General features: G+C 45.5%; 18 protein-coding genes. 13 read left to right on the top strand and 5 right to left on the bottom strand.

Annotated features, from left to right (window positions below; genetic code table 11):
* Window positions 1–13: 13 nt before the first annotated feature.
* Entirely contained in the window at window positions 14–1,648 is a 1,635-nt protein-coding gene (locus ACYCS5_RS11920) for a glycosyltransferase family 39 protein (RefSeq protein WP_069010684.1), read from the top strand.
* 78 nt (window positions 1,649–1,726) lie between these two features.
* Here the strand turns inward: ACYCS5_RS11920 and ACYCS5_RS11915 are convergent, their stop codons facing one another.
* Window positions 1,727–2,515, bottom strand: a complete 789-nt coding sequence (locus ACYCS5_RS11915; protein WP_459761100.1) for an alpha/beta hydrolase — start codon at window positions 2,513–2,515, stop codon at window positions 1,727–1,729.
* A gap of 265 nt (window positions 2,516–2,780) precedes the next feature.
* Between ACYCS5_RS11915 and ACYCS5_RS11910 the strand changes: the two genes are divergently transcribed.
* Window positions 2,781–3,932 carry an S-layer homology domain-containing protein gene (locus ACYCS5_RS11910; protein ID WP_340933362.1) on the top strand — a complete coding sequence of 384 codons (1,152 nt, stop codon included), beginning with the start codon at window positions 2,781–2,783 and terminating at the stop codon, window positions 3,930–3,932.
* Between the two features lie 71 nt (window positions 3,933–4,003).
* On the opposite strand, the gene ACYCS5_RS11905 is transcribed toward ACYCS5_RS11910, so the two are convergent.
* Window positions 4,004–5,422, bottom strand: a complete 1,419-nt coding sequence (locus tag ACYCS5_RS11905; RefSeq protein WP_459761099.1) for a VanW family protein — start codon at window positions 5,420–5,422, stop codon at window positions 4,004–4,006.
* A gap of 224 nt (window positions 5,423–5,646) precedes the next feature.
* On the opposite strand from ACYCS5_RS11905, the gene ftsE reads away from it, so the two are divergent.
* The 8 genes from ftsE (at window position 5,647) to ACYCS5_RS11865 (ending at window position 17,516) form a co-directional block, all read left to right on the top strand.
* On the top strand, window positions 5,647–6,333 hold the full coding sequence (ftsE, locus tag ACYCS5_RS11900; protein WP_023990620.1) for a cell division ATP-binding protein FtsE: 687 nt from the start codon (window positions 5,647–5,649) through the stop codon (window positions 6,331–6,333).
* A complete protein-coding gene (gene ftsX / locus ACYCS5_RS11895) occupies window positions 6,323–7,240 on the top strand; it encodes a permease-like cell division protein FtsX (protein WP_013312238.1) in 918 nt (305 codons plus the stop codon). Before ftsE ends, ftsX begins: the two co-directional genes overlap by 11 nt.
* Window positions 7,241–7,323: 83 nt before the next feature.
* Window positions 7,324–8,607: a M23 family metallopeptidase gene (locus tag ACYCS5_RS11890; RefSeq protein ID WP_029514550.1), complete on the top strand. Its 1,284-nt coding sequence runs from the start codon at window positions 7,324–7,326 to the stop codon at window positions 8,605–8,607.
* 206 nt (window positions 8,608–8,813) lie between these two features.
* Window positions 8,814–10,280 carry a S41 family peptidase gene (locus tag ACYCS5_RS11885; RefSeq protein WP_459761098.1) on the top strand — a complete coding sequence of 489 codons (1,467 nt, stop codon included), beginning with the start codon at window positions 8,814–8,816 and terminating at the stop codon, window positions 10,278–10,280.
* Window positions 10,281–10,445: 165 nt separating this feature from the next.
* Entirely contained in the window at window positions 10,446–11,762 is a 1,317-nt protein-coding gene (locus ACYCS5_RS11880; RefSeq protein WP_340957043.1) for a PDZ domain-containing protein, read from the top strand.
* Window positions 11,763–11,939: 177 nt separating this feature from the next.
* Window positions 11,940–12,497: a class I SAM-dependent methyltransferase gene (locus tag ACYCS5_RS11875; RefSeq protein WP_029514547.1), complete on the top strand. Its 558-nt coding sequence runs from the start codon at window positions 11,940–11,942 to the stop codon at window positions 12,495–12,497.
* Between the two features lie 273 nt (window positions 12,498–12,770).
* Window positions 12,771–13,154 (top strand): hypothetical protein, encoded by a 384-nt coding sequence (locus ACYCS5_RS11870; RefSeq protein ID WP_029514546.1) that lies wholly within the window; start codon window positions 12,771–12,773, stop codon window positions 13,152–13,154.
* 297 nt (window positions 13,155–13,451) lie between these two features.
* The gene (locus ACYCS5_RS11865) at window positions 13,452–17,516 is read left to right on the top strand and encodes a glycosyl hydrolase (RefSeq protein WP_459761097.1); all 4,065 of its coding nucleotides are present in this window, start codon (window positions 13,452–13,454) and stop codon (window positions 17,514–17,516) included.
* A gap of 632 nt (window positions 17,517–18,148) precedes the next feature.
* Here ACYCS5_RS11865 and ACYCS5_RS11860 read toward each other — a convergent pair.
* Entirely contained in the window at window positions 18,149–18,310 is a 162-nt protein-coding gene (locus tag ACYCS5_RS11860) for a helix-turn-helix domain-containing protein (RefSeq protein ID WP_459761096.1), read from the bottom strand.
* A gap of 255 nt (window positions 18,311–18,565) precedes the next feature.
* Between ACYCS5_RS11860 and ACYCS5_RS11855 the strand changes: the two genes are divergently transcribed.
* Window positions 18,566–19,966, top strand: a complete 1,401-nt coding sequence (locus ACYCS5_RS11855; RefSeq protein WP_459761310.1) for a DNA-binding protein — start codon at window positions 18,566–18,568, stop codon at window positions 19,964–19,966.
* A 297-nt stretch (window positions 19,967–20,263) separates the two neighbouring features.
* On the top strand, window positions 20,264–20,491 hold the full coding sequence (locus ACYCS5_RS11850; RefSeq protein ID WP_023990607.1) for an aspartyl-phosphate phosphatase Spo0E family protein: 228 nt from the start codon (window positions 20,264–20,266) through the stop codon (window positions 20,489–20,491).
* Between the two features lie 235 nt (window positions 20,492–20,726).
* On the opposite strand, the gene ACYCS5_RS11845 is transcribed toward ACYCS5_RS11850, so the two are convergent.
* Window positions 20,727–21,542, bottom strand: a complete 816-nt coding sequence (locus ACYCS5_RS11845; RefSeq protein ID WP_459761095.1) for a flagellar motor protein MotB — start codon at window positions 21,540–21,542, stop codon at window positions 20,727–20,729.
* Window positions 21,526–22,353, bottom strand: coding sequence for a flagellar motor protein (locus ACYCS5_RS11840; protein WP_029514537.1), 828 nt, complete (start codon window positions 22,351–22,353; stop codon window positions 21,526–21,528). The genes ACYCS5_RS11845 and ACYCS5_RS11840 overlap by 17 nt, the downstream gene beginning before the upstream one ends.
* Window positions 22,354–22,561: 208 nt before the next feature.
* Here ACYCS5_RS11840 and uvrB point away from each other — a divergent pair, with 208 nt between their 5' ends.
* Window positions 22,562–24,553, top strand: coding sequence for an excinuclease ABC subunit UvrB (uvrB, locus tag ACYCS5_RS11835; RefSeq protein WP_029514536.1), 1,992 nt, complete (start codon window positions 22,562–22,564; stop codon window positions 24,551–24,553).
* The last annotated feature ends 147 nt before the right edge of the window (window positions 24,554–24,700 follow it).

Here is a 24,700-nt window from a genome sequence, read left to right as displayed (position 1 = left end):
GGGAACGAGAGGAATGTCCTTTCGCAAATGGTCTGCAAGCAGATGGATGGCTATAGGTCTGTTTGTATTTATACTTGCATTGGAACTTTCTGCGGGCATCTATTTCAGCTATGTTCTGGGATATATGCACACAGACGCGCTCAGTCGCGTAGCTAACGCATTTTACGTGCTGTACAGCCGCGACCCGCATCTGGGCGCCATCGGATTTATCTGGAATCCACTACCCAGTCTTCTGGAAATGGTGATTCTACTGCTGTATCCAATCTTTCCGGCATTAGCCACCTATGGATTGGCTGCTATTATTTTGAGTGCTACCTTTTCTGCTTTGACCGCTATGTTGCTATATCGGGCGGGTGTCAGAACAGGGCTTAGCTCTAGTATGAGCTTGCTGCTGGCTTTGTTGTATGCACTGAATCCGTTTATTTTACTGTTTGGTGCCAATGGGCTGAGTGATTCGCTATACATATATTTCATTATGATGACGGTGATTGAGTTTGCATTGTGGCTCAAGGATCGCATGACGGCAAGTCTGATTGTTTCTGGATTAGCGCTTGCCATGGCGTTCTGGACTCGTTATGAAGCGGTTCCTCTGGGCGTGGCAATGGCAGGTGGCGTGGTCTTGGCGGTTTTGTTTCTCCATCGAAACATGGGCAGACGCGAGCTGGCCTTGCGAGAAAAACTGCACAAGGTCGAGGCAACGTGGTTACTGCTTCTGCTCCCCGTGGTCTTTTCCGGGCTGTTATGGATTTTCTTTAACTATCTCATTATGGGGAATGCTTTTTACTTCCTGAATTCGGAGTATTCGAACACGGCCCAATCGGCAGAGCTGCTGAATGATGATAAGTTTGTAGAGATTTTCTCCAATCCGCTGGTAGCCTTGAAATTTATTGCTTCCAAAACACTTTGGTATTCGGTACCGTTGTTGGCTATTCTGTTCATTCGTCTGTTGAGTGGACGCTTGTTCCGATGGGGAACCCTGATTATTTTGCTGCTGTTCCTATCAGTGCCGGGATTGCAGTTTTTACTTATGATGAAGCAATCTTCGTATGGATGGTTTCGTTATTTTATGTATGTATTCCCAATTACCATAGCCTGGTTGCCTTATGAGTTGAGCCAGCTTCAGGGACGATGGCGGAGGGCAGCCTTTGGCCTGGTATCCGTCAGTCTGCTGCTTACCGCTGGATTACTTTCCTATGCGTTGACTCGCCCGGATATTGCACCGGATGAGAACAGCTTTCTCACACGGACAGGTAATGTGAACTATGTGAGACAGGAGTCAGATCGTAGGATTGCCGTTTGGTTGGATGAGCATCTGCCGAAGTCTACCATTATGACCGATTCGGCTTCAGCCTACACCATGATTGTTTACAGCCAACATCCTAAACGCTTCCTGATCACCAGCGATTATTCGTTCAATAAGGCATTAAGTTATCCGCAGGATCACCATGTGGATTATATCCTTGTACCTAAGATCATGTCAGGCATGCCACTGAGTAAGATCAATATGGTATATCCGAACTTATATGAACATGGTGCCCCATGGGTTCAGCTTGAACGTGAGTTTAATGGCGAGTGGCGCCTGTATAAAGTACTGCCTAAGTCACTAACTAAAGAATCTCCATCAACGGAGACCACAACAAATCCCTAATGTGCATATAATAAATCCCCGAGCCTATCCCTTCGCCATGGTGCGATGAGAGAAGCTACGGGGATTTTTTTAACCTGTTTAGTGCTCTTTGAGCGGTAGCCATGCCAGAACATCCTGAATTTTCGCGTCCCAGTATCCCCATTCATGCGCTCCAGGACCTTCTTCGTAGGTCAGCGGAACCCCGACGGTACTACATGTTTCACGAAAAGCCTGATTTCCCTTATAGAGGAAATCCTCTGTGCCGCAGCATTGGTAGAGTCGGGGGAGTGAGGTCCCCAAGGCAGCATGACGTTGTAGCAACTCTAGCAAGTCGTGATCTGTTCCGCGTATTTCATCTGGCCCAAAAATGTTAAGCCATTCCGCTGGACTCATCGCATTTTGCATAGGATCGGTGCGTGATGCGTGTAAATCCATGACTCCCGAAAGACTGGCAGCGGCTGCAAACCGCTCTGGATGCTGGAGTGCCAGTTTGAAAGCACCATATCCACCCATAGAAAGTCCGGCTACAAAATTATCCTTACGCTTGTCGGATAGAGGAAAGAATGAACGTGCCAAAGCCGGCAATTCTTCACTGATAAAGCTCCAATAAGCCGCTCCTTGCTCCATATTCGTATAGAAACTCCGATGTACTTGGGGCATAACGACAGCCAGGCCCAATGAGGCCACATAGCGTTCAATGGAGGTTCGACGCAACCAGGTTGAATCATCGTCCGATAGGCCATGCAGCAAATACAGCGTCGGATGTGGCCCGGTTCCTTGCTTGCCCTCTAGTCCAATTTGTGAACGGGTTGCCTGAGGAAGAATAACATTCATGGATGTGCTCAGACCAAGAACTTCCGAATAAAACTGACATTGAATAAGAGCCATAAGAAGACCTCTTTTCCTAGGGGTTTGTGACCTCATTGCGGTGTTCAGCATATGACTGAGTATTCATTCAGTATACCTTAGCCTGTCTAAATATACATATCCAAGTGAGCGACTAGGTATTAAGTCCCGTTTCTTATTTATCCTACATTAGGAGGGGGTATGGTTATATGGGACGATTTTTTTAATTTGGGGGTTATTTGGGTTTGATTTCTGGTAAAGTGTTTAAAAAAGAATGATGAATCCAATCAGAGGAGGAATTTATAGCATGGGAAAAAAGTTAAGAAATACAGTTACAGGTGTATTGAGTACAGGTCTTATTCTTAGCGCATTCAGCGCAGCGGCAGCTGCTCCTCAAACTACAAATGGACATTGGGCAGGAGATCAGGTGCAACGCTGGTCAGCCACAGGACAATTGGACGGCGCGGTAAAACCGGATGCGGCAATCACACGTGCAGAATTTATTGTTCTTCTGAACCGCAGCTTGGGTACGTTCACGCAGGATACTCCAGCTGTGACAGACGTAACGTATGCGGACAGTGTAAAAGTAAACGGTAATGGAGGCAGAACGTTCACAGATGTACCAGCTTCTCACTGGGCATACAACGAGCTGACAAGTGCCGTGAATGCAGGTTACATAAGCGGCTATGCAGGTAACAAGCTCAAACCAAATGGTAAGGTAACACGTCAAGAGGCTGCGGCTATCGTAGGCAAAGCTATTGGACTCACTGCGGGTAACGCAGCAGATGTTACTAAATTTATTGACTCCGACAAAATTGGATCTTGGGCAAAGAAAAGTGTAGCGGCAGCTGCGGAGCAAAAAATCATCAACGGTTATCCGGATGGTAAATTTCAGCCACTGAAGTCGCTGACTCGTGCAGAGGCAATTGCTATTCTGGACGCTGCTTCCGGCTACAACCTGAGCCCTGTTGATAATCTGACGACGACTCCTGGTGGAACGGTAACGGATTCCACATACAGCAACGTGACAGATTCCACTTATGGTAACACGTCGACTACTTCTGGCAGCGAAACAGAAGATAGCAGCACAAATACCAGCACAGATAGCACGACTACGAACAACTCTACAACAATAGATACCAACACAGATGCAGACACAACTACGGATACGACTACAGATAGCACTACAGACACAGTTGCAACTACGGGAGTACTGAAAGTCAACGATGTGTATGACGGAGAAAGTACAATTACGGGGACAGCTAAAGCAGGTTCCACAGTAACCGCCTATTCCAACGAACTGCCTATCGGTAGTGCAGTAGCCAAAGATGATGGCACATTTAGTATCAGTGTGCTTACTCAAAAAGCAACGGTTAGACTGGTAATCAAAGCTAAAGATGCAGACGGTAACGAAAGTGACCCTGTAGAAATTTCTGTTTTGGGTAAACGCAGCGAGTAATTTATAGCTAAAATCCCCCTTTCATTCTGTCTGGAACAAGTCCAGCCGACAATGGAAGGGGGATTTTTCGTTTATTCGCTTATACCATCCTCGACAATAGACTTCTCGGGTTCACGTGTTTGTGGCTCAGACGATGTGCCACCGCCATAACTAGCTATAATGCGTTGCTGCGCTCGATACGTATCGCGGCTGATTCGGGTGCGATCTACGGCTTTTCCGTCTACCTTTTTTACCCGAAATGTTTCTACCACATACCCTTCTTTGCCCTGCCGAAGTACTTGATAGAAGCCAGGGGAAAGTGAGTCATTACGCAGCCTCTTCTCCGGTATGGGAAGTACGCGAACCGTATGGGATTCCAGTTCATACGAAACATTGGACGGAAATGTACCAAAAAATTTAACAATAAGTGTTCGGTTTTGGACAGCCGCACGAAGTAACAAATGCTTGCCTGTATTGTTTTTAAAACGGAAATTAATGGACCCCGTAGCGAAAGTCGCATCCTGACCTTTGGGCAGATAGCTGACCGGCAAGGAATGGTTGCGGCGCTCAACAATGTCCAAACCGACTCGCAGCGCTGCATTATACACCGTGCTGGATACCTGACAAATCCCGCCGCCTATACCGGACTCCAACTGACCGTTCACGATCACTGGAGCTTCACGAAAGCCATGAGTGCGCTCAGCCTTGGCAATCAATTGGCCATAGTCAAAAATGTCACCCGGCTTGAGAATTAAACCATCAATGGTGCTTGCCGCTGAGTTAACATTGTACACGCGTCCTTCCGAGCTGCTGCCGAGACTGGTGGAGAACTGGACGATTTTGCGCTCAATCCCTTCGTTACGCAGACTGTCTACTGAAATTTTCGGCTCCAGCTGACGGAAAGGTAATTCCACTCGTACGGGCTCTTCCGAAGCGGTAAAATCCTTGGGCAGCGCCTTATCTAGTGCGGCGTCCAATCTGGGCCAATCTAGGCGTCGGGCAGAGCGCCCCGGAATATAACGAATCTGATCATTCCCGTCAATCTGTCGCACAGCATTGATAGGTATGCCATACCGTTGCTCCTCCCAATCGGCTCCGAATTGGGCCCTTAATATCTCCTCCTGTGGGAAAGATGTGATAGACCATTCCTTTTCGAAGCTAAAACGCGTCTGCACACGAGTCCATAGATGCTCCGAGCTGAGTGCCGTCACGGCATTCCGAAATGCCTCCGCTTTATAATGAATTCCTGCTTCCCCGAGTGTAATTTTTATATCCTGTGCACTGCTGTCACTGTCCGTCAGAAGTAGTGGACGTTGCTTCAATGCATCCAATTTTTTATCCACCAGCCGAAGAGCGGCTGTGTGATCCATGCTTCCTACGTTAATTCCTCCGACCCTCACTCCCTCCGGCAGTGTTTGTCTGTCGGCGTACAGATGAAGTCCTCCCCACAACATGGCTAGCGCCAGAACACCAGACCATATCCAAATGACAGATAAATGAATTTTTTTCATAATGCAGATGTCTCCTGTCTGATAAGCTTGATAGCGTACTCGTGTGCCATAATATTCATATATATGTGCCAAAAGCAGAAAACTTTCGGTACTATTTAGGTAACAAATTTGTTACAATGATAAACGGTATGATGAAATAGAGAAGTTTTTAAAGGAAATGCATGGAATATGTCGAATGGATATTAGGTTATGCGTAATATGATTAAGCAACGGGAAGTGATCGAGTGATTGAAATGCAGGATGTGTGGAAGACCTATACTAACGGAACCCACGCACTTCAAGGAGTATCGGTCAGAATTGACCGCAATGAATTTGTATACGTAGTCGGCCCGTCTGGAGCGGGGAAATCGACTTTTATGAAGCTTATTTATAGAGAAGAAGTACCTACCAAGGGGCAAATTTCAGTCAATGGTTTTAATATCGGGAAGCTCAAGCAGCGTAAAATTCCCTACGTTCGTCGTAACATCGGAGTCATTTTTCAGGATTTCCGGCTTTTGCCGCGTTTGACGGCTTATGAGAATGTGGCTTTTGCTATGGAAGTTATTGAAGCTCCCAAGAAGCTGATTCGCAAACGGGTACCCGAAGTGCTTGAACTGGTTGGCTTGAAAACAAAAATGAATCGTGAGCCTGCCCAGCTTTCCGGTGGGGAGCAACAGCGTGTAGCGATTGCACGGGCCATCGTAAACAATCCTTCCGTGATCATTGCCGATGAACCTACGGGAAATCTGGACCCGGAAACATCGTGGGAGATCATGCAGTTGCTGGACGAAATTAATTTTCGAGGCACGACCATTGTGATGGCGACCCACAATAAGGACATCGTGAACTCTATGCGTAAACGCGTGATTGCCATTGAAAATGGCAACATCGTAAGGGATCAGGTAAGAGGGGAGTACGGATATGACTTTTAACACCTTCTTACGTCATGTGCGGGAAGGTTTCAAAAACATATTCCGCAATGGCTGGATGTCCGTGGCATCCGTCACCTCGATTATTGTGTCACTGCTCATATTGGGCGTATTTATCATGCTGGTGCTCAACGTCAATTCCCTGGCTGATCAGGCAGATAGTCAGGTGGAGGTTAACGTATTTCTGGAGCTGAATGTAGAGCAAAACATGCGTGAAACACTGCAAAAGGAAATCGCGGCGATGCCAGAAATCAGCAAAACGACCTTTGTGACTAAAGCTCAGGGTTTGGAAGAGCTGCGCAAAGATTTGGGTGACAGCGGCAAGGAGCTGCTGGAGGGTTTTGACAAGGACAGCAATCCACTGCCGGACAAAATTGTGGTAGAGGTTATTGAACCAACAACGGTTCCATTTGTGGCCGAAAAGATTGAGAAGCTGAATACGTTGCATCCAGAGAAACCGATTTTAAAGGTTCGTTATGGAAAAGGCACCGTAGAGACGCTCTTTACGATTACGAAGCTCATTCGTAATGTAGGCTTTATATTCGTCGCTGGACTGGCGATCATGTCCATGTTCCTCATCTCGAATACGATTCGCGTGACCATATTGGCACGACGAAGAGAGATTGGCATTATGAAGCTGGTCGGTGCGACCAACTTTTTTATACGATGGCCGTTTTTTATTGAAGGAGCGCTTATTGGTCTCATTGGTTCCCTGATTACCGTGGGTATTTTATTTACTGGATATCAGCGTTTGCTGACCGCCGTTCAGGGCGATATAGCTCTGAATATGTTGAAGCTTATGCCACTTGAAGGCATTTGGATTCAGTTGAGTGCATTGCTGATTATTTTGGGGATGCTGGTCGGAATTGTTGGCAGTACCCTGTCCATGCGCAAGTTCTTAAAAGTATAAGAAGCGCTGGATGGACGTCGTGGTCGATTTAATAGAACGGGGAAGCCCGGTGTTATTTTGCGATAAAGGATGGGGAGTGCAAGTTGAAAAAAACAGGATCTGTGTTGGCCGCTACCTTGGTAGCCGCATTGCTAATCCAGCCTTCTGACGGATATGCCAAAAGCATGAGTGAGATCAATTCGCAGCTGAACAAATTGGAAAAGCAGGCCCAATCTGCCAAGCAACAACAGGAAAAGGCTGCTCAAGATAAACAGTATGCCCAACATTACAAAAATAAAACCGTGCAAAACCTAAAAATTGTGCTTGCTCAGATTAACAGTGTCAGTGATCAGCTGACTCGTGTTGCGGTTCAGATTGATCAAACGGAAGATAATCTGCGTGCGACTAAAAAAGATTTAGCTGAGGCCATTGATCGTATCCAGTCACGGGAAAAAATGCTGGAAACTCGTGTGCGTTTGATGTATACGGATGGAACCGTCTCATATATGGACGTGCTGATGTCTTCGTCCAGTTTTAGTGACTTTCTTAGCCGGGTAGATTCCCTGAAAACGATCGTGGAGCAGGATCAAATCCTGTTGGACGAGCATAAAAAGGACAAGGCTCTGGTCGTAAGTAAGAAGAAGCAGCTGGATACGGAATATAAAAATGCCAAGAAGCTGTATGCGCTCAAGCAGGGCGCCAAAGCAGAACTGAATTCGAAGGAGAAAGAGAAGCAAAGACTGATTTCCAATTATGATCATGATATTGCGGAGTCAGATGAAATCAGCGAAGAGCAAAATGACATGCTGGTAGCCCTCGCGAACAAACGTGTGGGTCTGGTGCAGGAGAAGAACAAGCTCAGAGCGGAGCAGGCTGCCAAAGCAGCACGCGCCAGAGCGGCTGCACGTGCGGCTGAAGCCAAACGATATGCATCTTCTTCCTCAGGCGCTGCCTCGAATTCCAGCCATGCGGCAGCCAGTACGTATACGGGTGGATCAGGTACGTTGGCTTTACCTGTATCTCATTACAGACTCTCATCTACTTTTGGCATGCGGGTACATCCGATTACTGGCAAGCTTAAAGGCCACACAGGTATTGATATGGCGGCTCCGCAGGGAACTGATATTCATGCAGCTGAAGACGGTGTTGTCATTGTTGCCGAGTGGTGGAGTGGTTATGGAAACACAGTTGTAATTGACCATGGAGACGGACTATGGACCCTATACGGACACATTCGCAATGGCGGTACGGTGGTTCATACGGGGCAGACTGTGAAACGTGGTCAAAAAATTGCAGAAGTTGGTTCGACGGGCAATTCCACGGGACCTCACTGTCATTTTGAGGTGCGTGAAAATAACAAACCTGTAAATCCGATGAACTATTTATAGTAAATAAGGTAAGCCCTATTTATAGCCATTACGGTTGTAGATAGGGCTTTGCTGTAATGGTTAATATCCGATGAAGAACATGTGCATTGAGACACGGAGTAGGATACAATTAACATATTCCGTACAAGCTAGACGTATACTTCGTGGATGGATATGCGTTGTAAGGCAATAGGATACAAGATAACGAGAAGGCGGTGGACGATTAGATGTTGAAAAAAAGTACAGCGATACTCTTGATGGTGATCGGGCTGCTTGGCGGCAGTCTGCTCACTTTTGCCTATACTGGAACGACTACAGTAGGGAACAGCGCTCTGGGCGAAGGACTGCTGGCGAGTGTGACAGGTAGCAGTTCTACCTCCAGAAGTGATATCCGCAAAATCGAGACGGCGATTGACCTGATTCAGGGACAATATTATCAGGATGTGGATCGTACCAAGCTGGTGGATGGCGCCATCAATGGTATGATGGAGTCGCTCGGCGACCCGTATTCCTCTTATATGGGTAAAGAAACTGCACAACAGTTCGAGCAATCTATAGAAGGCTCTTTTACCGGGATCGGAGCTGAAGTAGCGGCTGAAAACGGAAAAGTAGTTGTAGTCACGCCAATTAAAGGCTCGCCGGCTGAAAAGGCAGGGCTACGCTCTAAGGATATTATTTTGTCTGTTAATGGTGAAACACTGGACGGATTGGATCTGAACAAGGCCGTTTCCAAAATCCGTGGACCTAAAGGCAGTCAGGCGAAAGTCAAAATTCAGCGCAGTGGCTCTCCTGATCCGCTCGAATACACGATTACCCGTGACAATATTGATATGGAAACTGTAACAGCTCATATGGAAAGCGACGGTGTAGGCGTCATCACGATCACCCAGTTCTCCTTGAATACAGCAGAACGATTCAAGGAAGAGTTGGCGAAGCTCGAGAAGCAAGGGCTAAAAGGGCTCGTCATTGACGTGCGTAATAACCCGGGCGGCGTGCTTTCCGTTGTCATTGAGATTGCGCAGCAATTTGTACCTTCCGGCAAAACGATTGTACAAGTGGAAGACAAGAATCAGAAGCGTGAAGAAGAGAAATCCAAAGGTTCACGTAAAAATTACCCTGTGACTTTGCTAATGAATAAAGGTAGCGCAAGTGCGTCCGAAATTCTGGCAGGTGCTCTCCAGCAATCAGCAGGTGCTGTGTTGATCGGGGAAAACTCCTTTGGTAAAGGTACTGTACAAACCAGCTATGACAAGCAAATGGGTGACGGTAGCCTGCTCAAAATCACGATTGCCAAATGGTTAACGCCAAATGGAACGTGGATTCATAAAAAAGGGATTAAGCCGAACATCGCGGTGGAACAGCCTGAATACTTCACAGCAGCACCGCTGAACAAGGAAAAGTCCTTGAAATACAATATGAATAGCAGTGATGTGAAAAATGCACAAATCATTCTGCAAGGTTTGGGTTACAAACCAGGTCGCGAGGATGGCTATTTTGACAAAGTAACTGAAAGCTCTGTTATTGCTTTTCAAAAACAAGCGAAGCTGACGGCTAGTGGCATCATTGATGCGAAGACAGCAGCAGCGATGGAAGCCAAGCTGATTGAGAAAATTCGTGATCCGAAAAATGATAATCAACTCAAGCAGGGGATTGAAGAGATTCGGAAGGAAATGAAGACAAGCGTAGCGAAATAATAGTGAGGCTACAACAAGGGGGCTGGAAACAGCCTCCTTTTATATTGGGATTTATTTGCAGTCTGTCGGTTTGTCTTCCCTACGTTGGCAATTTCATATAGAATAAATGGATATGAAGTGTACGTGATCCGCTATACAGCGGGCCAGGGGCATAAGGGAGTGTGAATGGACTTGGAATGGGCATTACAATGGGGATGGAGCGTCTTGAATGCTTGCTTATACCTGCTTATGCAGCCGTTTTATTATATCTCAATACTCATTGTCGCACTTGGTTATCGTCGGCAAATGTTGCTGGAGCGCAAGCTATTTCATACTAAAATGCATAGCTGGGCCTCAGAGACCTGGCGTGTCGTATGGAGTGGTTTGCTTGCTGGAACGGCGCTATCCGCTCTGGGAATGTTCGTCAGCGTGCATCTGAACCCGGCTTCCATCGTGTGCCTGTGGGTAGCAACATTACTGCTCATGCTGGTACGCGTCCGTTACCTGTGTCTCGCTTATTCGGTAGGTCTGCTAGGTGTGGTTCAATTTTTCCTAAATGTGGCCAGTGGCTGGCAACCTGTGGGAGCGCTCGGAACTTCAGTAACGGCTATCCGCGGATTGGATATTCCAGCACTGTTGGTGTTGGTCGCCGTGCTGCATGTGGCTGAGGCGCTGTTGGTTCGCTGGCAAGGGGGGAAAGCTGCCACTCCACTGTTTGTCGAGGGCAAACGGGGGAGATTGGTTGGCGGCTATCGGATGGAAGATCTCTGGCCCATTCCGTTGTTATTGCTGGTACCCACTCAGGGAGGATTCATGCTTCCCTGGACACCGTTGTTCGGCGGCGATGCCGGAACCGGGTATATGCTGGCAGCCTTACCAGTCCTGATGGGCTTCAGCAGCGTGACGCTAGGCCAGCTACCACGACAGAAGGCGGTACTCACTTCGAACCGCTTGCTTCTGTACAGTGTGGCTTTACTTCTGCTGAGCTTGCTGGCTGCATGGTGGAGTCCGCTGATATTGTTAGCAGCGTTATTCTCTTTTCTGGCTCATGAGGCACTGATCTGGTATGGTAATATGGAGGAAAGTCGTCTTAGCCCGATGTTTGTCCATCCGGAGCAAGGGATGCGTGTGCTCGCTGTGCTGCCAGACAGTCCGGCGACAGCCATGGGCATACTGCCGGGCGAGGCCATTTACCGCGTGAATGGAGTTATTGTGAATACCCGTGCCGAGTTACACCAGGCCTTGCGGATCAATTCTGCCTTTTGCAAGCTGGAAGTACGCAATCTGCAAGGCGAGAGCAAGTTTGTGCAGCGAGGCATGTACGATGGCGATCATCACCAGCTAGGGGTCGTGCTTGCACCGGATGCAGACGCGAGCTGGGCCGTATCCCTACAGCCGGCCTCCATCTATCGGATTGTTGCCATGCATATAGGCGCACGGCGACGTAAAGCTGGACAGGCATCGCAGGCAGAGGGTACACAGTTGGATACCATGAACAAATAGATGTTACAATAAGAGGGTAGTCATTATTTGATTAGAGTCGAATAAGGCTACGCTCTTTTTATATGCCGACAGTAGCCTGCTTGAAATCAATATTCTGATCGGTATACAATGAATATGTAATAAGAAGCGTCGATGAACCGAATGTCTATCATGTGTGTCAAGCAGGGAGAGGAAAAGATGAACGCGATTCACTTTATTCGAGAGTACATCAGGCATCCACGCAGCGTAGGCGCTGTTATACCCAGCTCAAGACAGTTGGCCAAACAAATTGCCACACCGATTTACTTTGACAAAGCATCGTGCATTATTGAATATGGTGCAGGGACCGGTGTGTTTACGCAAGAGCTGATTTTGAACAAGCGTCCAGAAACGCTACTTTTAGTGATTGAAGCTAATGAATCGTTTTACAAAACGCTACAAAGCAAGTACGGACACTTGGAGAAGGTACACATCATTCATGGATCGGCTGAGCATGTAGCGCAGTATATACGACAGTATGAGGTTCCAAAAGTGGATTATGTCGTATCAGGGCTCCCTTTCACCAGCCTGCCAGGCGCGTTATCTAGCCTTATTTTGGGACAAACGGCTGAGGTTTTGGGCCAGGAAGGCAAATTTATTACGTTCCAGTACAGCAAGGTCAAACACAATTTTTTCCGCACCTTTTTTGCTGACATTCAGATTAAAAAGGTAAACTGCAATGTCCCGCCCGCTTATGTGTTCACGTGCAGCCTGTAACCTTGCAGCTATGTAGAAGATTAGAATAAATACGAATGCGATTATACGGATGATTATGAGAAGACTTGGTCAGCGTCATTAAGATACTGAAACGGTCTTTTTTTGTTGTCCACTTTCATAGATATATAAGAAGGGGATATGTTAAAAAGCAAAATTCATTTAAGGAATCATATTTTAAAATGGGGCTTAACCTATATATTACATAAGATGGAACCCACTAGATTTTTGTAAGATTCATGATAAATCTGAACTTTTGTTAAAGGAGATTTATATATGGTAAAACCACTGATATTCATGCGTTGGTGTGAGTACTATAAGTTAAGTGATCGTGAGACGGACTTTGTATCTTTTTTTATGATGAATTTCTCGGCTGCCCGTTCAGGCAATCAACCGAAGCTTAGGGAGCAATTTGTTGAAATTCAGAAAAAAACCTTTCCTGAGTACCCGTTTGATATTACCCCGGAAGAACTGGATTACTCCAAATTCGAAGGTTTGATGAAGCAGGTGTTGAAAATTCATTTTGACACGGCCGAGCTACTATACTCCTTTTACCTCCAAAAGCTGTGCGCACCTTTGGCAGAATACATTTTATCCACTGGAGAATCAGAGCCTGCGCGCATCTATTATAAGCTTATTCAAAAGGATAAAGTACGGTAGGAAGGACGAGTGTGGATAAGCAAGAGCTATTGGGATACTCAAGCAATATGGTTATTTAAGAAATTAATACTAGTTAATTAAAACAATAGTTAAAAATGTCAATATACCTTTGTGTTAAGGTAATATTATAAATCCAGTTTCAAAGAAAGAGGGTGTTGTCTTCGGCTGGAACATTTCAAGCAGGGATATGACGCTGTACCAGAACGATAAACTCGTTTGGAATCAGGAGCCTTAAAGCCTTGTAGAGCGGCACTCGTATGGGTGCCGCTCTTTTCAAACTTAAAGGAGGAAAGCGGCATGAAGGAGAAAAATAGTAGTGGTATTTGGTCCAAACGTTCCAAATGGCTGCCGGTCGTCATGGCATGCAAGATTATAGTAGGGGGGGCTCTACCGACTCCAACTGTAGTTCACGGTCAAACGGCAAAGACCGTTACCATTAAAGTCGATACATCCAAGGATCGTAAGCCGATTAGCCCTTATATTTACGGTACGAATCAGGAATTGGCAGGCGATGAGAATCTGACTGCCAGACGACTTGGTGGCAATCGAATGACCGGATATAACTGGGAAAACAATATGTCCAATGCAGGAAGTGACTGGATGCAGTCCAGCGATAGCTATTTATGCGACAACGCCGGATTGACAAAAGCCGAATGTGAAAAGCCAGGTGCGGTGGCAACCTCGTTTCACGATCAATCGCTGAAGCAGGGCACATATTCTTTAGTCACGCTGCCGATGGCTGGTTATGTGGCCAAGGATGGAAACGGAAGTGTGCAGGAAAGTGAAAAGGCCCCTTCTGCTCGTTGGAATCAGGTCGTAAACGCTAAAAATGCGCCGTTCCAACTACAGCCTGATCTGAATGACAATCAGGTTTATGCGGATGAATTCGTCAACTTTTTAGTGAAAAAGTACGGCGTTGCTTCAACAAAGACGGGCGTGAAAGGATATGCGCTCGACAATGAACCCGCTCTCTGGTCGCACACGCATCCGCGCATTCATGGTGAAAAGGTCGGAGCCAAAGAGTTGGTAGACCGGTCGGTAAGTTTATCCAAAGCTGTTAAAGCGGTTGACGCGGGTGCGGAAATTTTTGGGCCCGTTCTTTACGGTTTTGGCGCCTATACAGATCTTCAAACCGCACCTGATTGGAGCTCTGTAAAAGGCAACTACAGCTGGTTCGTGGACTATTACCTGGATCAAATGCGCCTCAGTTCGCAAGCCGAAGGCAAGAGATTGCTGGATGTTTTCGACGTCCACTGGTATCCTGAAGCGATGGGCGGAGGCATACGAATTACGAATGAGGTAGGCAATGACGAAACGAAGAAAGCCAGAATGCAGGCGCCTCGTACTTTGTGGGATCCGACCTACAAGGAAGATAGCTGGATCGCTCAATGGAACAGTGAATTCTTGCCTTTATTGCCTCGATTAAAGCAGTCGGTGGATAAGTATTACCCGGGAACCAAGCTGGCTTTGACTGAGTATAGCTATGGCGGCGAAAATGATATTTCCGGTGGTATCGCTATGACCGATGTGCTGGGCATCTTGGGCAAAAACGACGTTTATATGGCAAACTACTGGAAGTTAAAGGAGGGTGCCAACAACTACGTTAGTGCCGCTTACAAGCTTTATCGCAATTATGACGGAAAAAGCTCTACTTTCGGTGATATCAGCGTTAACGCGCAAACGTCGGATATTGTTAATAGCTCGGTGCATGCTTCCGTAACAGATGCATCCTACAAAGAACTGCACCTCGTTGTCATGAATAAAAGCATGGACAGCGCATTCGACGCCCAATTTGATCTTTCCGGCGAGACGACTTACGGTTCCGGTAAAGTATGGGGCTTCGACAAAAATAGCTCGCAAATTAAGGAATCCGCACCAATCACGCAAATTTCAGGCAACCGCTTTACCTATACAGTACCACCATTGACGGCTTATCATATCGTCTTGACTGCTGGCAATGATACGTCTGTGCCACCTGTGGAAGGTCCTGAAAGCTTTGCGCTGAGGGCTGAGGCTGGCGATGGGAAAGTCGATTTATCCTGGGACGCTTCCAGCGGAGCTGTAGGGTACAGTGTACAGCGGGCTACGTATGAAAACGGTCCTTTTACTGCTGTAGCATCCAACTTGGTCGAAACGTCTTATACAGATACCAACGTAACGAACGGCACTTCTTATTATTATAAAATAACCGCAAAAACAAAGGCGGGAATGAGCGAATCCAATGTTTTGAAAGCGGTTCCTCGAGCGCCTGTAGATGGACCGGATCGCTATGAAGCCGAAGAGGGCACGCTGAAGGGAACCATTGTGGAATCCAGCGGGACTGGCTTCTCAGGTACTGGTTATGTAACTAATTTCCACAATGCAGGGGATTCCCTGGCGATGACGATTCAGGCAGAGGCGGCAGGCTTGTACAATCTTACAATCGGCTACCGTTCTCCTCATGATGACAAACGCACGAACTTCTCTTTAAACGGCAAAGCGTCTGGCGAGCTGGTACTTTGGGAAACGGCTGATTTTAAAGAGACGTCCGGTGGTAAGGTTCTGTTGAATGCAGGGGCCAATACGATCGGTTTTGAAACAGGCTGGGGCTGGTATGATATCGACTATGTCAAGCTGGAGCCAGCTACTGACCGTCCACCGCATGCGGTAACCAAAACGCTCATTAATCCGAATGCGACGGTAGAAGCAAGAGCATTGATGAACTACCTGGTTGATCAATACGGGAAGAATATGCTCTCTGGTCAGGAGGAGATAAACGAAATTGATTGGCTTCAAGCCAAGGTAGGTAAAAAACCAGCAATTGCAGCGCTTGACCTGATCGACTATTCGCCAAGCAGAGTGGAACACGGTCTTAGTTCCACAGAGACGGAAAAGGCGATTGCATGGGATAAGCAAGGGGGCATTGTTACCTTTGCATGGCATTGGAATGCGCCAAAAGGTCTGATCGATACGCAGGGAAAAGAATGGTGGAGAGGCTTTTATGCCGATTCAACTACATTCGATATCGAATATGCGATGAATCATCCAGAGTCCGAAGATTATACATTGCTTATTCGCGACATCGATGTAATTGCGGGGCAATTGAAGAAGTTGCAGGATGCGAAAGTTCCTGTGCTGTTCCGTCCTTTGCACGAAGCGGAAGGCAAATGGTTCTGGTGGGGCGCCAAAGGCCCTGAGCCTGTTAAAAAATTGTATATTTTGATGCATGACCGTTTGACGAATGTGCACAAACTGAACAATTTGATTTGGGTATGGAATTCTGTTGCTCCGGATTGGTATCCGGGAGATGAGTATGTGGATATTTTGAGCTTTGACTCTTATCCGCAAGCAGGCGACTACAGCCCGCAGATTGCAAAATACGAAGACCTTGTTACATTGGGCAAGGACAAAAAGTTAGTTGCCATGAGCGAAAACGGACCTATCCCGGACCCTGATCTGATGAAGGCGTATCAAGCCCATTGGAGCTGGTTCGCTACATGGTATGGGGATTTCCTGAGAGACGGCAAACAAAACAGTCTGGAGCATCTGAAAAAAGTGTATAATCATCCGAACGTCATTACGCTTGAAAAGCTCCCGACTAACTTAAAAACGTATGGCATTACCGAGCAACCATCAGTACCGGGCAGCTTCACGCTGAACGCAGCGGGCGAAACGGCGAAAGTAAAGCTGAGCTGGACAGCATCGGCGAATGCCGCAAGCTATGAAGTGAAGCGTTCGACGGCTGAAAACGGTACGTTCGCCACCGTAGCGAGCGATGTATACGAAAGCAGCTACACCGACACAGCCGTAACGGCAGACACGATATACTATTACCAAGTCGTAGCGAAGAACGATGCAGGTCAAACGCTTTCGAACACGGCTAGCGCAGCACCGAAAGCGGATACTCAGCAGCCGACAACGGGACTGGTGCTCCAGTATCGCACAGCGGATACAAATGTGAACGACAATCACTTGAACCCGCATTTCCAAATTGTAAACAAAGGTACAGCCTCCGTACCGATCAACGAGTTGAAAATTCGCTACTACTACACGATCGACGGTGACCGTGAGCAGACATTCAACTGCGACTATGCAATGCTGAGCTGCTCAAAGCTGAATGGTAAACTGGTTAAAATGGATAAGGCTGCAACCGGTGCTGATTATTATTTGGAAGTCAGCTTCAACTCAGATGCAGGCGTGTTAGCACCTAGAGGAAGCACGGGCGGAATTCAAACTCGTATTCATAAAACAGACTGGTCGAACTATAACGAAAGTGACGATTACTCGTATAAAGGCACGCAAACTTCATTCGCCGATCATACGAAAGCTACGTTGTATCATAATGGGGTACTTGTTTGGGGAACCGAACCGACAGCTAATTAAAATGATATAAATACTATCGCTAAAATGAGCAGGGGATTTAGTACCCACCTGCTCATTTTTTTATGTACTGACCTAGTGACCTATTCTCGTTTTTTTTCTTAAGTTTAGTCGATACCCTTTTAATAAGGGAAACTACTCTGAGGCGATCGACAGTATGCTGAACAGTCTCAAAGCATCCTCACAATTGAATGATAAAGCTTTCTATATCAAGTCTATCACGTTGTTGTTTGAGAAATACAAAGACCGTTCGATACATGAACAACGGGCAGAATATGAAAAAGTACTTAAAACTGTTGAAAGTAATATTAAGCAAATGACTTCTTGAAACTTATAAAAGGCTATGTGACCTACTACTATTATTAGGTAGAGAAACATAGCCTATTTGGTATTTAAATAGCAAGGCTATTCGGAAATCTAATTTTTTTCATTACCATTTAAATTATCAGGGTTATTTTCAGAAAGCTCACTCTCTGACGAGAAAAGTTCCTTCAATATGCGATAAGCTTTATTTTGCCCCGCTTCATTCTGCTGGGAAAGGATATGAACGCATTCCCAAATCCAAGGCTGGCTTTTGAGTTCTTCATATGGATTATAGTCAAAAAATGCAAATACGTTTGTGTCCAGCGCCTCTGCTATTTTTCCAGTGTCTTGATCTGCACATTGACCTCACCGCGCTCTAACTTGCCGATATAGGAACCTGTTGAATCGGATGCTTCTGCTAACTGTTCTTGTGTAATACCCCGCAATTTTCGAAATTGGCGGATTTTTGTTCCTAGTAGTTTCGTTGTTTCCATAGACATCCACACTCCTATAGTATGAGTGTAGACAAAGCTAGATTAAGCGTGGAGGTAATTAAATTACCTTAATTATTCGTCATTTAGTTCTTGTGGGAACTATTTTAATAACATCAAATTCCATAATATAATAAAACAGTGTAGAAAAGGGGTTGACCATCATCCAATTTATTCATATAATTTCTAGTATATTGTAATTGATTGTCGAGGAGGGTGATTTTTTAAAATCATCTGAATATGCCGGGGGTGTTTTTATTGGAAAATGCAACCACGATTCGTTCGGAAATTGAGAAAGAATTAAAACTTGGTGGCTACACGTTTAATAGTTTTGGACAAGCTACGGGGCTTAACCGGGGTATATTTAGTGCGATGCTTAACGGAAATCCACCTAAACCTATATCTGTAAGACAAATGGACTTGATTACCAAAGCCTTTAATTATCCAGAGGGCTGGTTATATGATCTGTATGTGGATGAATGTTTTTATGATGGAAGACCACATTGGAAAAGGGTCAAGCCGTTCCTGATTCGTTGTGTTGAAGTGGGAAACCTGCGATGTGTTGAGAAAGTGCTTTCACGCTTAATGGAAGATCTTAACCACATTCCAACAATCTTTGCTTTGGCAGAGGAGCTTTATGAAGGGGGGAAGCTGCAAGAGGCAATTCCTTTCTATGAATGTGTCATTGAAAATGAAAAGTATCAACATTCTGAGAGATTGGCGATAAGCCATTATAAATTGTTTCGTGCAAAAATTGGAGAGAATACTGAATTAAATTTAAAGGCGGCTATACGATTTGAACCTTTTCGTTTTCGGTTGCCAGAGTGCCATCAATTAGACGGATTGTTGCAACTAACAAATATATATTCTTCACTACATAAATGGCAAGAAACACTTACACACAGCGATGAGCTTTGGGAACAATCTAAAATTATATATGAAGAAGAAAAAAAAAGAAGGGCTCGGAAAAACAGGAATTATGTACCGATAAAGACCGAACGACATTTAGTAGTATATTATGGGCAAGGATTACTTATGAAAGCTTATGCCTTACAAAAAATTGGTGACTATGAGAATGCAAAAAAAATTGTTGCTGAGTATGCCGATCTAAGTTGGTTTGAGGGTTTAAACACCGTTGGGAAAAGAGAAGTGGAAAAGTTTAAGGTATGGTCTATGGGGAACTCTTATACACTTGATTTACTATTAGGAGATACGTCTGTGCTCCCTCAATATGTAAACTTATTAGAGAACAATAATGATGAGATATTACCAGGTCTTGTGAATATTTTAGAATCGGCTAATAGAAATTTCTTCTCAGTTGACAGTATATTGGATCGATTTATCCAATATATTGATATTTTTAGAAATACTCAGGATGTAATAATTATGGATGATTATTATAATTTTAATTTTCAATTAGCCATTTATTATAGACGAAATAAGAGATACAAGGATGCAATAAATGCTAATTTACAATGTATACAGATATCATTCTTTCTTAAAAATGTAGAGAGTTTCGCCCAAAGTATGGTTTTATTCGAAAATAATAGAGCTTTATGTGACGAAGGACAAATTGAGATTTATAAATCTATTATTAAGGAGGTGTGCAAAGATGAGGAAGGTTTTACTTTCACTTTTGCTTTCTCTAATAGTAGTTAGTAATATCGGGGTTCTGTCTTCTTTCCATGATATTATAGTTAGTAATAATTCTCATATTTCAGTTTCTAGTCATGGTAGAGGTGGGTGAAATCCAATAGTGCTGTTCACTTCCAGATGAGTTCCAAGGGAGTTTTCCAAGTAAATAGATATGAATCAAGAAACCAGCCTCGTTAAAGCTGGTTTTTTGATTCTCCCCGTTAAAGGGATGAATTGGGTTTTATTATATTTTTAACCTGTAGGGAAGGTATCAGCTTGTAAACTAATGTAAATACCACACCGAACAGGAGGTTTATTGATGTGAAATGGAAACAATTGGAGGAATGCATCGAAGAAAAGCGGAAGGAATTAAATGATTTGGCGAATGAGGTGGGATTGAAGGACCGGCGGGTGTTAATCAAGTCCATGGAGTTAGATCGACTCCTTAATAAGTACAGCGACTGGAAATATAGCTATCGTAGACAACAGAGCATCCCCCAAAGTTCACAAATACAAGAGAAGCAACACGAGCTTGTCCTATCTTATTAATCTTCAAGCATCATGACAAGATAGAATCTAACTTCACCAGGGCTTCTAATACATAGTGGGATATAGAATAAACAAAATAATCTCTATTGCATCTCGTACGCTGCTCTTATCCACGTTGTTCGTACGGTTTATTGTTCTGCGTCTACATCAGGCGGAAGCCATGTATTAATGATGAATATGTATCAAAAAAACCTCCCGATTCACGTTATTGCGTGACTCAGGAGGTTTTTGGGTTTTACTGTTGAAGCTGGCGTAGCACGGTGATTTCGACACGGCGGTTTTTTTGTCGTCCAGCTTCGGTGCTATTGTCACCAACCGGTCGGGTATCTGCATAACCTGCATACTGAAATCCTGAGGGTGAAAGTTGCTCTCGGTCGATAAAGAACCGGAGTACAGACAGTGCCCGAGCGCCGGAAAGCTCCCAGTTGTCCTTGTAGGTCGATGAGTTAGAGGAACGCGTGAATGGAATGTTGTCCGTATGGCCCTCAATACTAATCGGTGTTTTCAAATCTCGAAATAGACTGGCCAACTTGGATAGTGTGTTGGCAGAGCCTTGCTTGAGTGCAGCTCTACCTTGATCGAATAAAAAGCGGTCATTCAGCGTAATGACAATACCACGCGGCTGATCTGACACAAAAATCTGATTTTCCAGTTTGTTGTCCGTAATATATTCTTGAATGACACCCATTAAATTTTGCAGCTCTTTTTCCTGCGTGCGGAATGCTTGTTCACGTTCGGTAAGCTTTGTCGATCCGGCTTCCTTTTTATCGGCTGCTGGTTGCTTGGTCGTGGGTGGATTCTTGCTGGTATAACGATCGGCAGTACCTGTAATGCCCGAGCCTTGCTCCAAAATAGAATCTCCCTTGTGGAACGTATCCTGAAGGGATTGAACAACGACATCGTATTTTTTAGCATCCAAACTACTCATGGCATACATCACAACGAAAAATATGAGCAGCAGGGTGATTAAATCGGCATAGGTAATCATCCAGCGGTCACGATGGTCTCCGCCGCCTCCTTGACCCCCACGGCGCTTACCGCGCGTTCTCATGGAAGTCCTCCTTTGGAGATGCGTCCTCAGTGCGTGAGCGACGAGGCGGTTTGCGATCTATATTTTGCTCTGAGCGGATAAAGAACTCCAACTTTTTGCGTACAAGCTTTGGATTCTCTCCGTTTTGGATAGCCAGAATACCTTGCAGCAGCAAATCCATCGTGATAATTTCACTCTCACTGGCTGCTCTTATTTTGGATGCGATGGGCAGAAAGATCAGATTGGCGCTAGCAACGCCGTATAGGGTTGCGATAAAGGCAACAGCAATGGACGGACCAAGCGCAGTAGGCTCGGTCAGGCTGCCCAGTACATGGATTAGGCCCATAACCGTACCGATAATCCCCATCGTAGGAGCATAACCGCCTGCGGATTCAAATATTTTGGCGTACCCTTCATGTTTGTGTTCAATGGCATCTAACTCAAGCTCTAAAATCTGTTTGATCTGTTCCTGCTCGGTGCCGTCGATGACCAACTGAAGACCTTCGCGCAAAAATGCATTCGGATGCTCTGACGAAATACGCTCTAGCGCAAGCACACCGGATCGGCGTGAGGTGGCAGCCATGGAAACCAAATCTTCTATATATTGCTCCGTAGGATTGTCCTCACGGCTAAATGCCATCCGTAGAGCGGTGGGGATCGTCTTCAGCTTGGAAGCGGGGTAGCTGATCACAACTGCGGCGAAAGTTCCCCCAAATACAATGAGAGCCGATGTACCTTGAAGCAGCCCGGTAAATTCGCCGCCTTCCCATAAGAAGCCACCGATTAATGCTATGATTCCTGCGATGATGCCCAATACGATGGTGATATCCAAAATTTAATTCACTCCTATTCAAGACTTATCGTTTGCATCCGCGGTAAGAAAGAGGTATAATACGGGAACAAACATTCTTATCCAACCATATTTCCCAAGTATCATTGCTCGGGAAATATCGACATAGAGTTACAGGCAAAGACGTTAAAGCTCGACTGGTGTAAAATCATGATGTTTCCATTTTAGACGATAAGGGTGATGCAGGGCAATGAGTGATATCGTTGTTAGCGATAAGACTTTTGAAATTCAGTCGGAATTCCAACCTCAAGGCGATCAGCCCCAGGCCATTTTTGAATTGGTAGAGGGAATTGCAGAAGGAAAGAAGCATCAAACGCTATTGGGTGCTACGGGAACAGGTAAGACGTTTACCATCGCACAAACCATTGCCAAGTTAAATCGGCCTACGCTGGTTATTGCACATAATAAGACTTTGGCTGCTCAACTGGCGAGTGAGTTTAAAGAATTCTTTCCGAATAACTCCGTCGATTATTTTGTCAGCTACTATGATTACTATCAACCGGAAGCATACATCCCGTCTTCCGATACGTATATTGAGAAGGATTCCAGCATCAATGAGGAGATTGATAAACTTCGCCACTCAGCGACAAGCTCTCTGTTTGAGCGTCGTGACGTTATTATTGTAGCGAGTGTCTCCTGCATTTATGGTTTGGGTTCGCCGAAAGAATATTCAAGTCTGCTGCTTTCGCTTAGAGTTGGCATGGAGAAACCCCGCAATCAGATTTTGTCCCGCTTGGTCGATATTCAATATCAGCGGAACGATATCAACTTCGTGCGGGGTACTTTCCGTGTACGGGGGGATGTTGTAGAAATATTCCCGGCTTCCCATGGGGAACACGCTATACGTGTAGAACTATTCGGGGATGAAATTGAACGAATTACCGAGATTAATGTGCTTACGGGTGAATTGATCGGTGAACGTGATCATATTGCTATTTTCCCGGCATCTCACTTTGTTACTCATGAGGATACGATGAAGGTAGCATTGGTCAACATTGAACGTGAGCTTGAAGAGCGGTTAGCGGAGTTGAAGGAGCAAGGGAAGCTGTTAGAAGCGCAACGTTTGGAGCAACGTACCCGCTATGATATCGAGATGATGAAAGAGGTTGGTTTTTGTTCCGGTGTCGAGAATTATTCAGGTCCACTGACATTCCGTGAACGAGGAGCAACACCATATACGCTAATGGATTATTTCCCGGATGATATGCTGATCGTCATTGACGAGTCCCATGTTACATTGCCGCAGATTCGTGCCATGTATAACGGTGACCAAGCACGTAAGAATGTACTGGTGGATCATGGTTTTCGTTTGCCGTCTGCATTGGATAATCGCCCGTTGAAGTTTGAAGAGTTTGAGGACAAGGTAAGTCAGATTATCTATGTATCAGCTACTCCAGGACCCTATGAGATGGAGAAGTGCGAAACGATGGTGCAGCAGATTATTCGTCCTACCGGGCTTCTTGATCCGATTATTGAGGTGCGTCCGAGCAAGGGGCAGATTGACGATCTTATTAATGAAATACGGCTTCGCATAGAACGTGAAGAACGGGTGCTGGTGACCACACTTACGAAGAAGATGTCCGAAGATTTGACTGACTATTTAAAAGAAGTAGGCATCAAGGTCCGGTATATGCACTCCGAGATTAAGACGTTGGAGCGGATGGCTATTTTGCGGGATCTTCGTCTAGGGACCTTCGACGTGCTAATCGGGATTAACCTGTTACGGGAGGGTCTTGATTTGCCGGAAGTATCTCTGGTCACGATTTTGGATGCAGACAAAGAAGGCTTCCTGCGTTCTGAGCGCTCTCTGATACAGACAATCGGACGGGCAGCACGGAACAGTGACGGTCGTGTTATTATGTACGGCGATAAGATTACCGATTCTATGGATAAAGCGATAAAGGAAACGGAACGTCGGCGTGCGATTCAAATTCAGTATAATGAAGAACATGGGATTACCCCGCAAACCATACGTAAAAAGATTCGTGATGTTATTGAAGCAACTAAGGTGGCAGAATCGAAGAATGATTACCTTCCTAATGAGACGGGTAAACTTTCCAAGAAGGAGCGCCAATCACTCATTCAGCGTCTGGAAGCAGAGATGAAAGACGCCGCCAAGAACCTACAGTTCGAGCGGGCAGCCGAGCTGCGTGATGCTTTGCTGGAGTTGCGAGCTGATTAAACATTGAGAATAAGCTAGAAGCAAAACATATGAAAATAAAATGTTTGATTGCTTTGCTTTTAAAAATAGTGAGGGCGGCCTATGTGGTCGTTCTCTTTGCGATATATCACTTCCATGGGATAATCCAATGCGATATAGCATGACGTG

The organism is Paenibacillus sp. SEL3, assembly GCF_054602585.1.
This window is presented reverse-complemented; position numbering and strand designations above follow the sequence as displayed.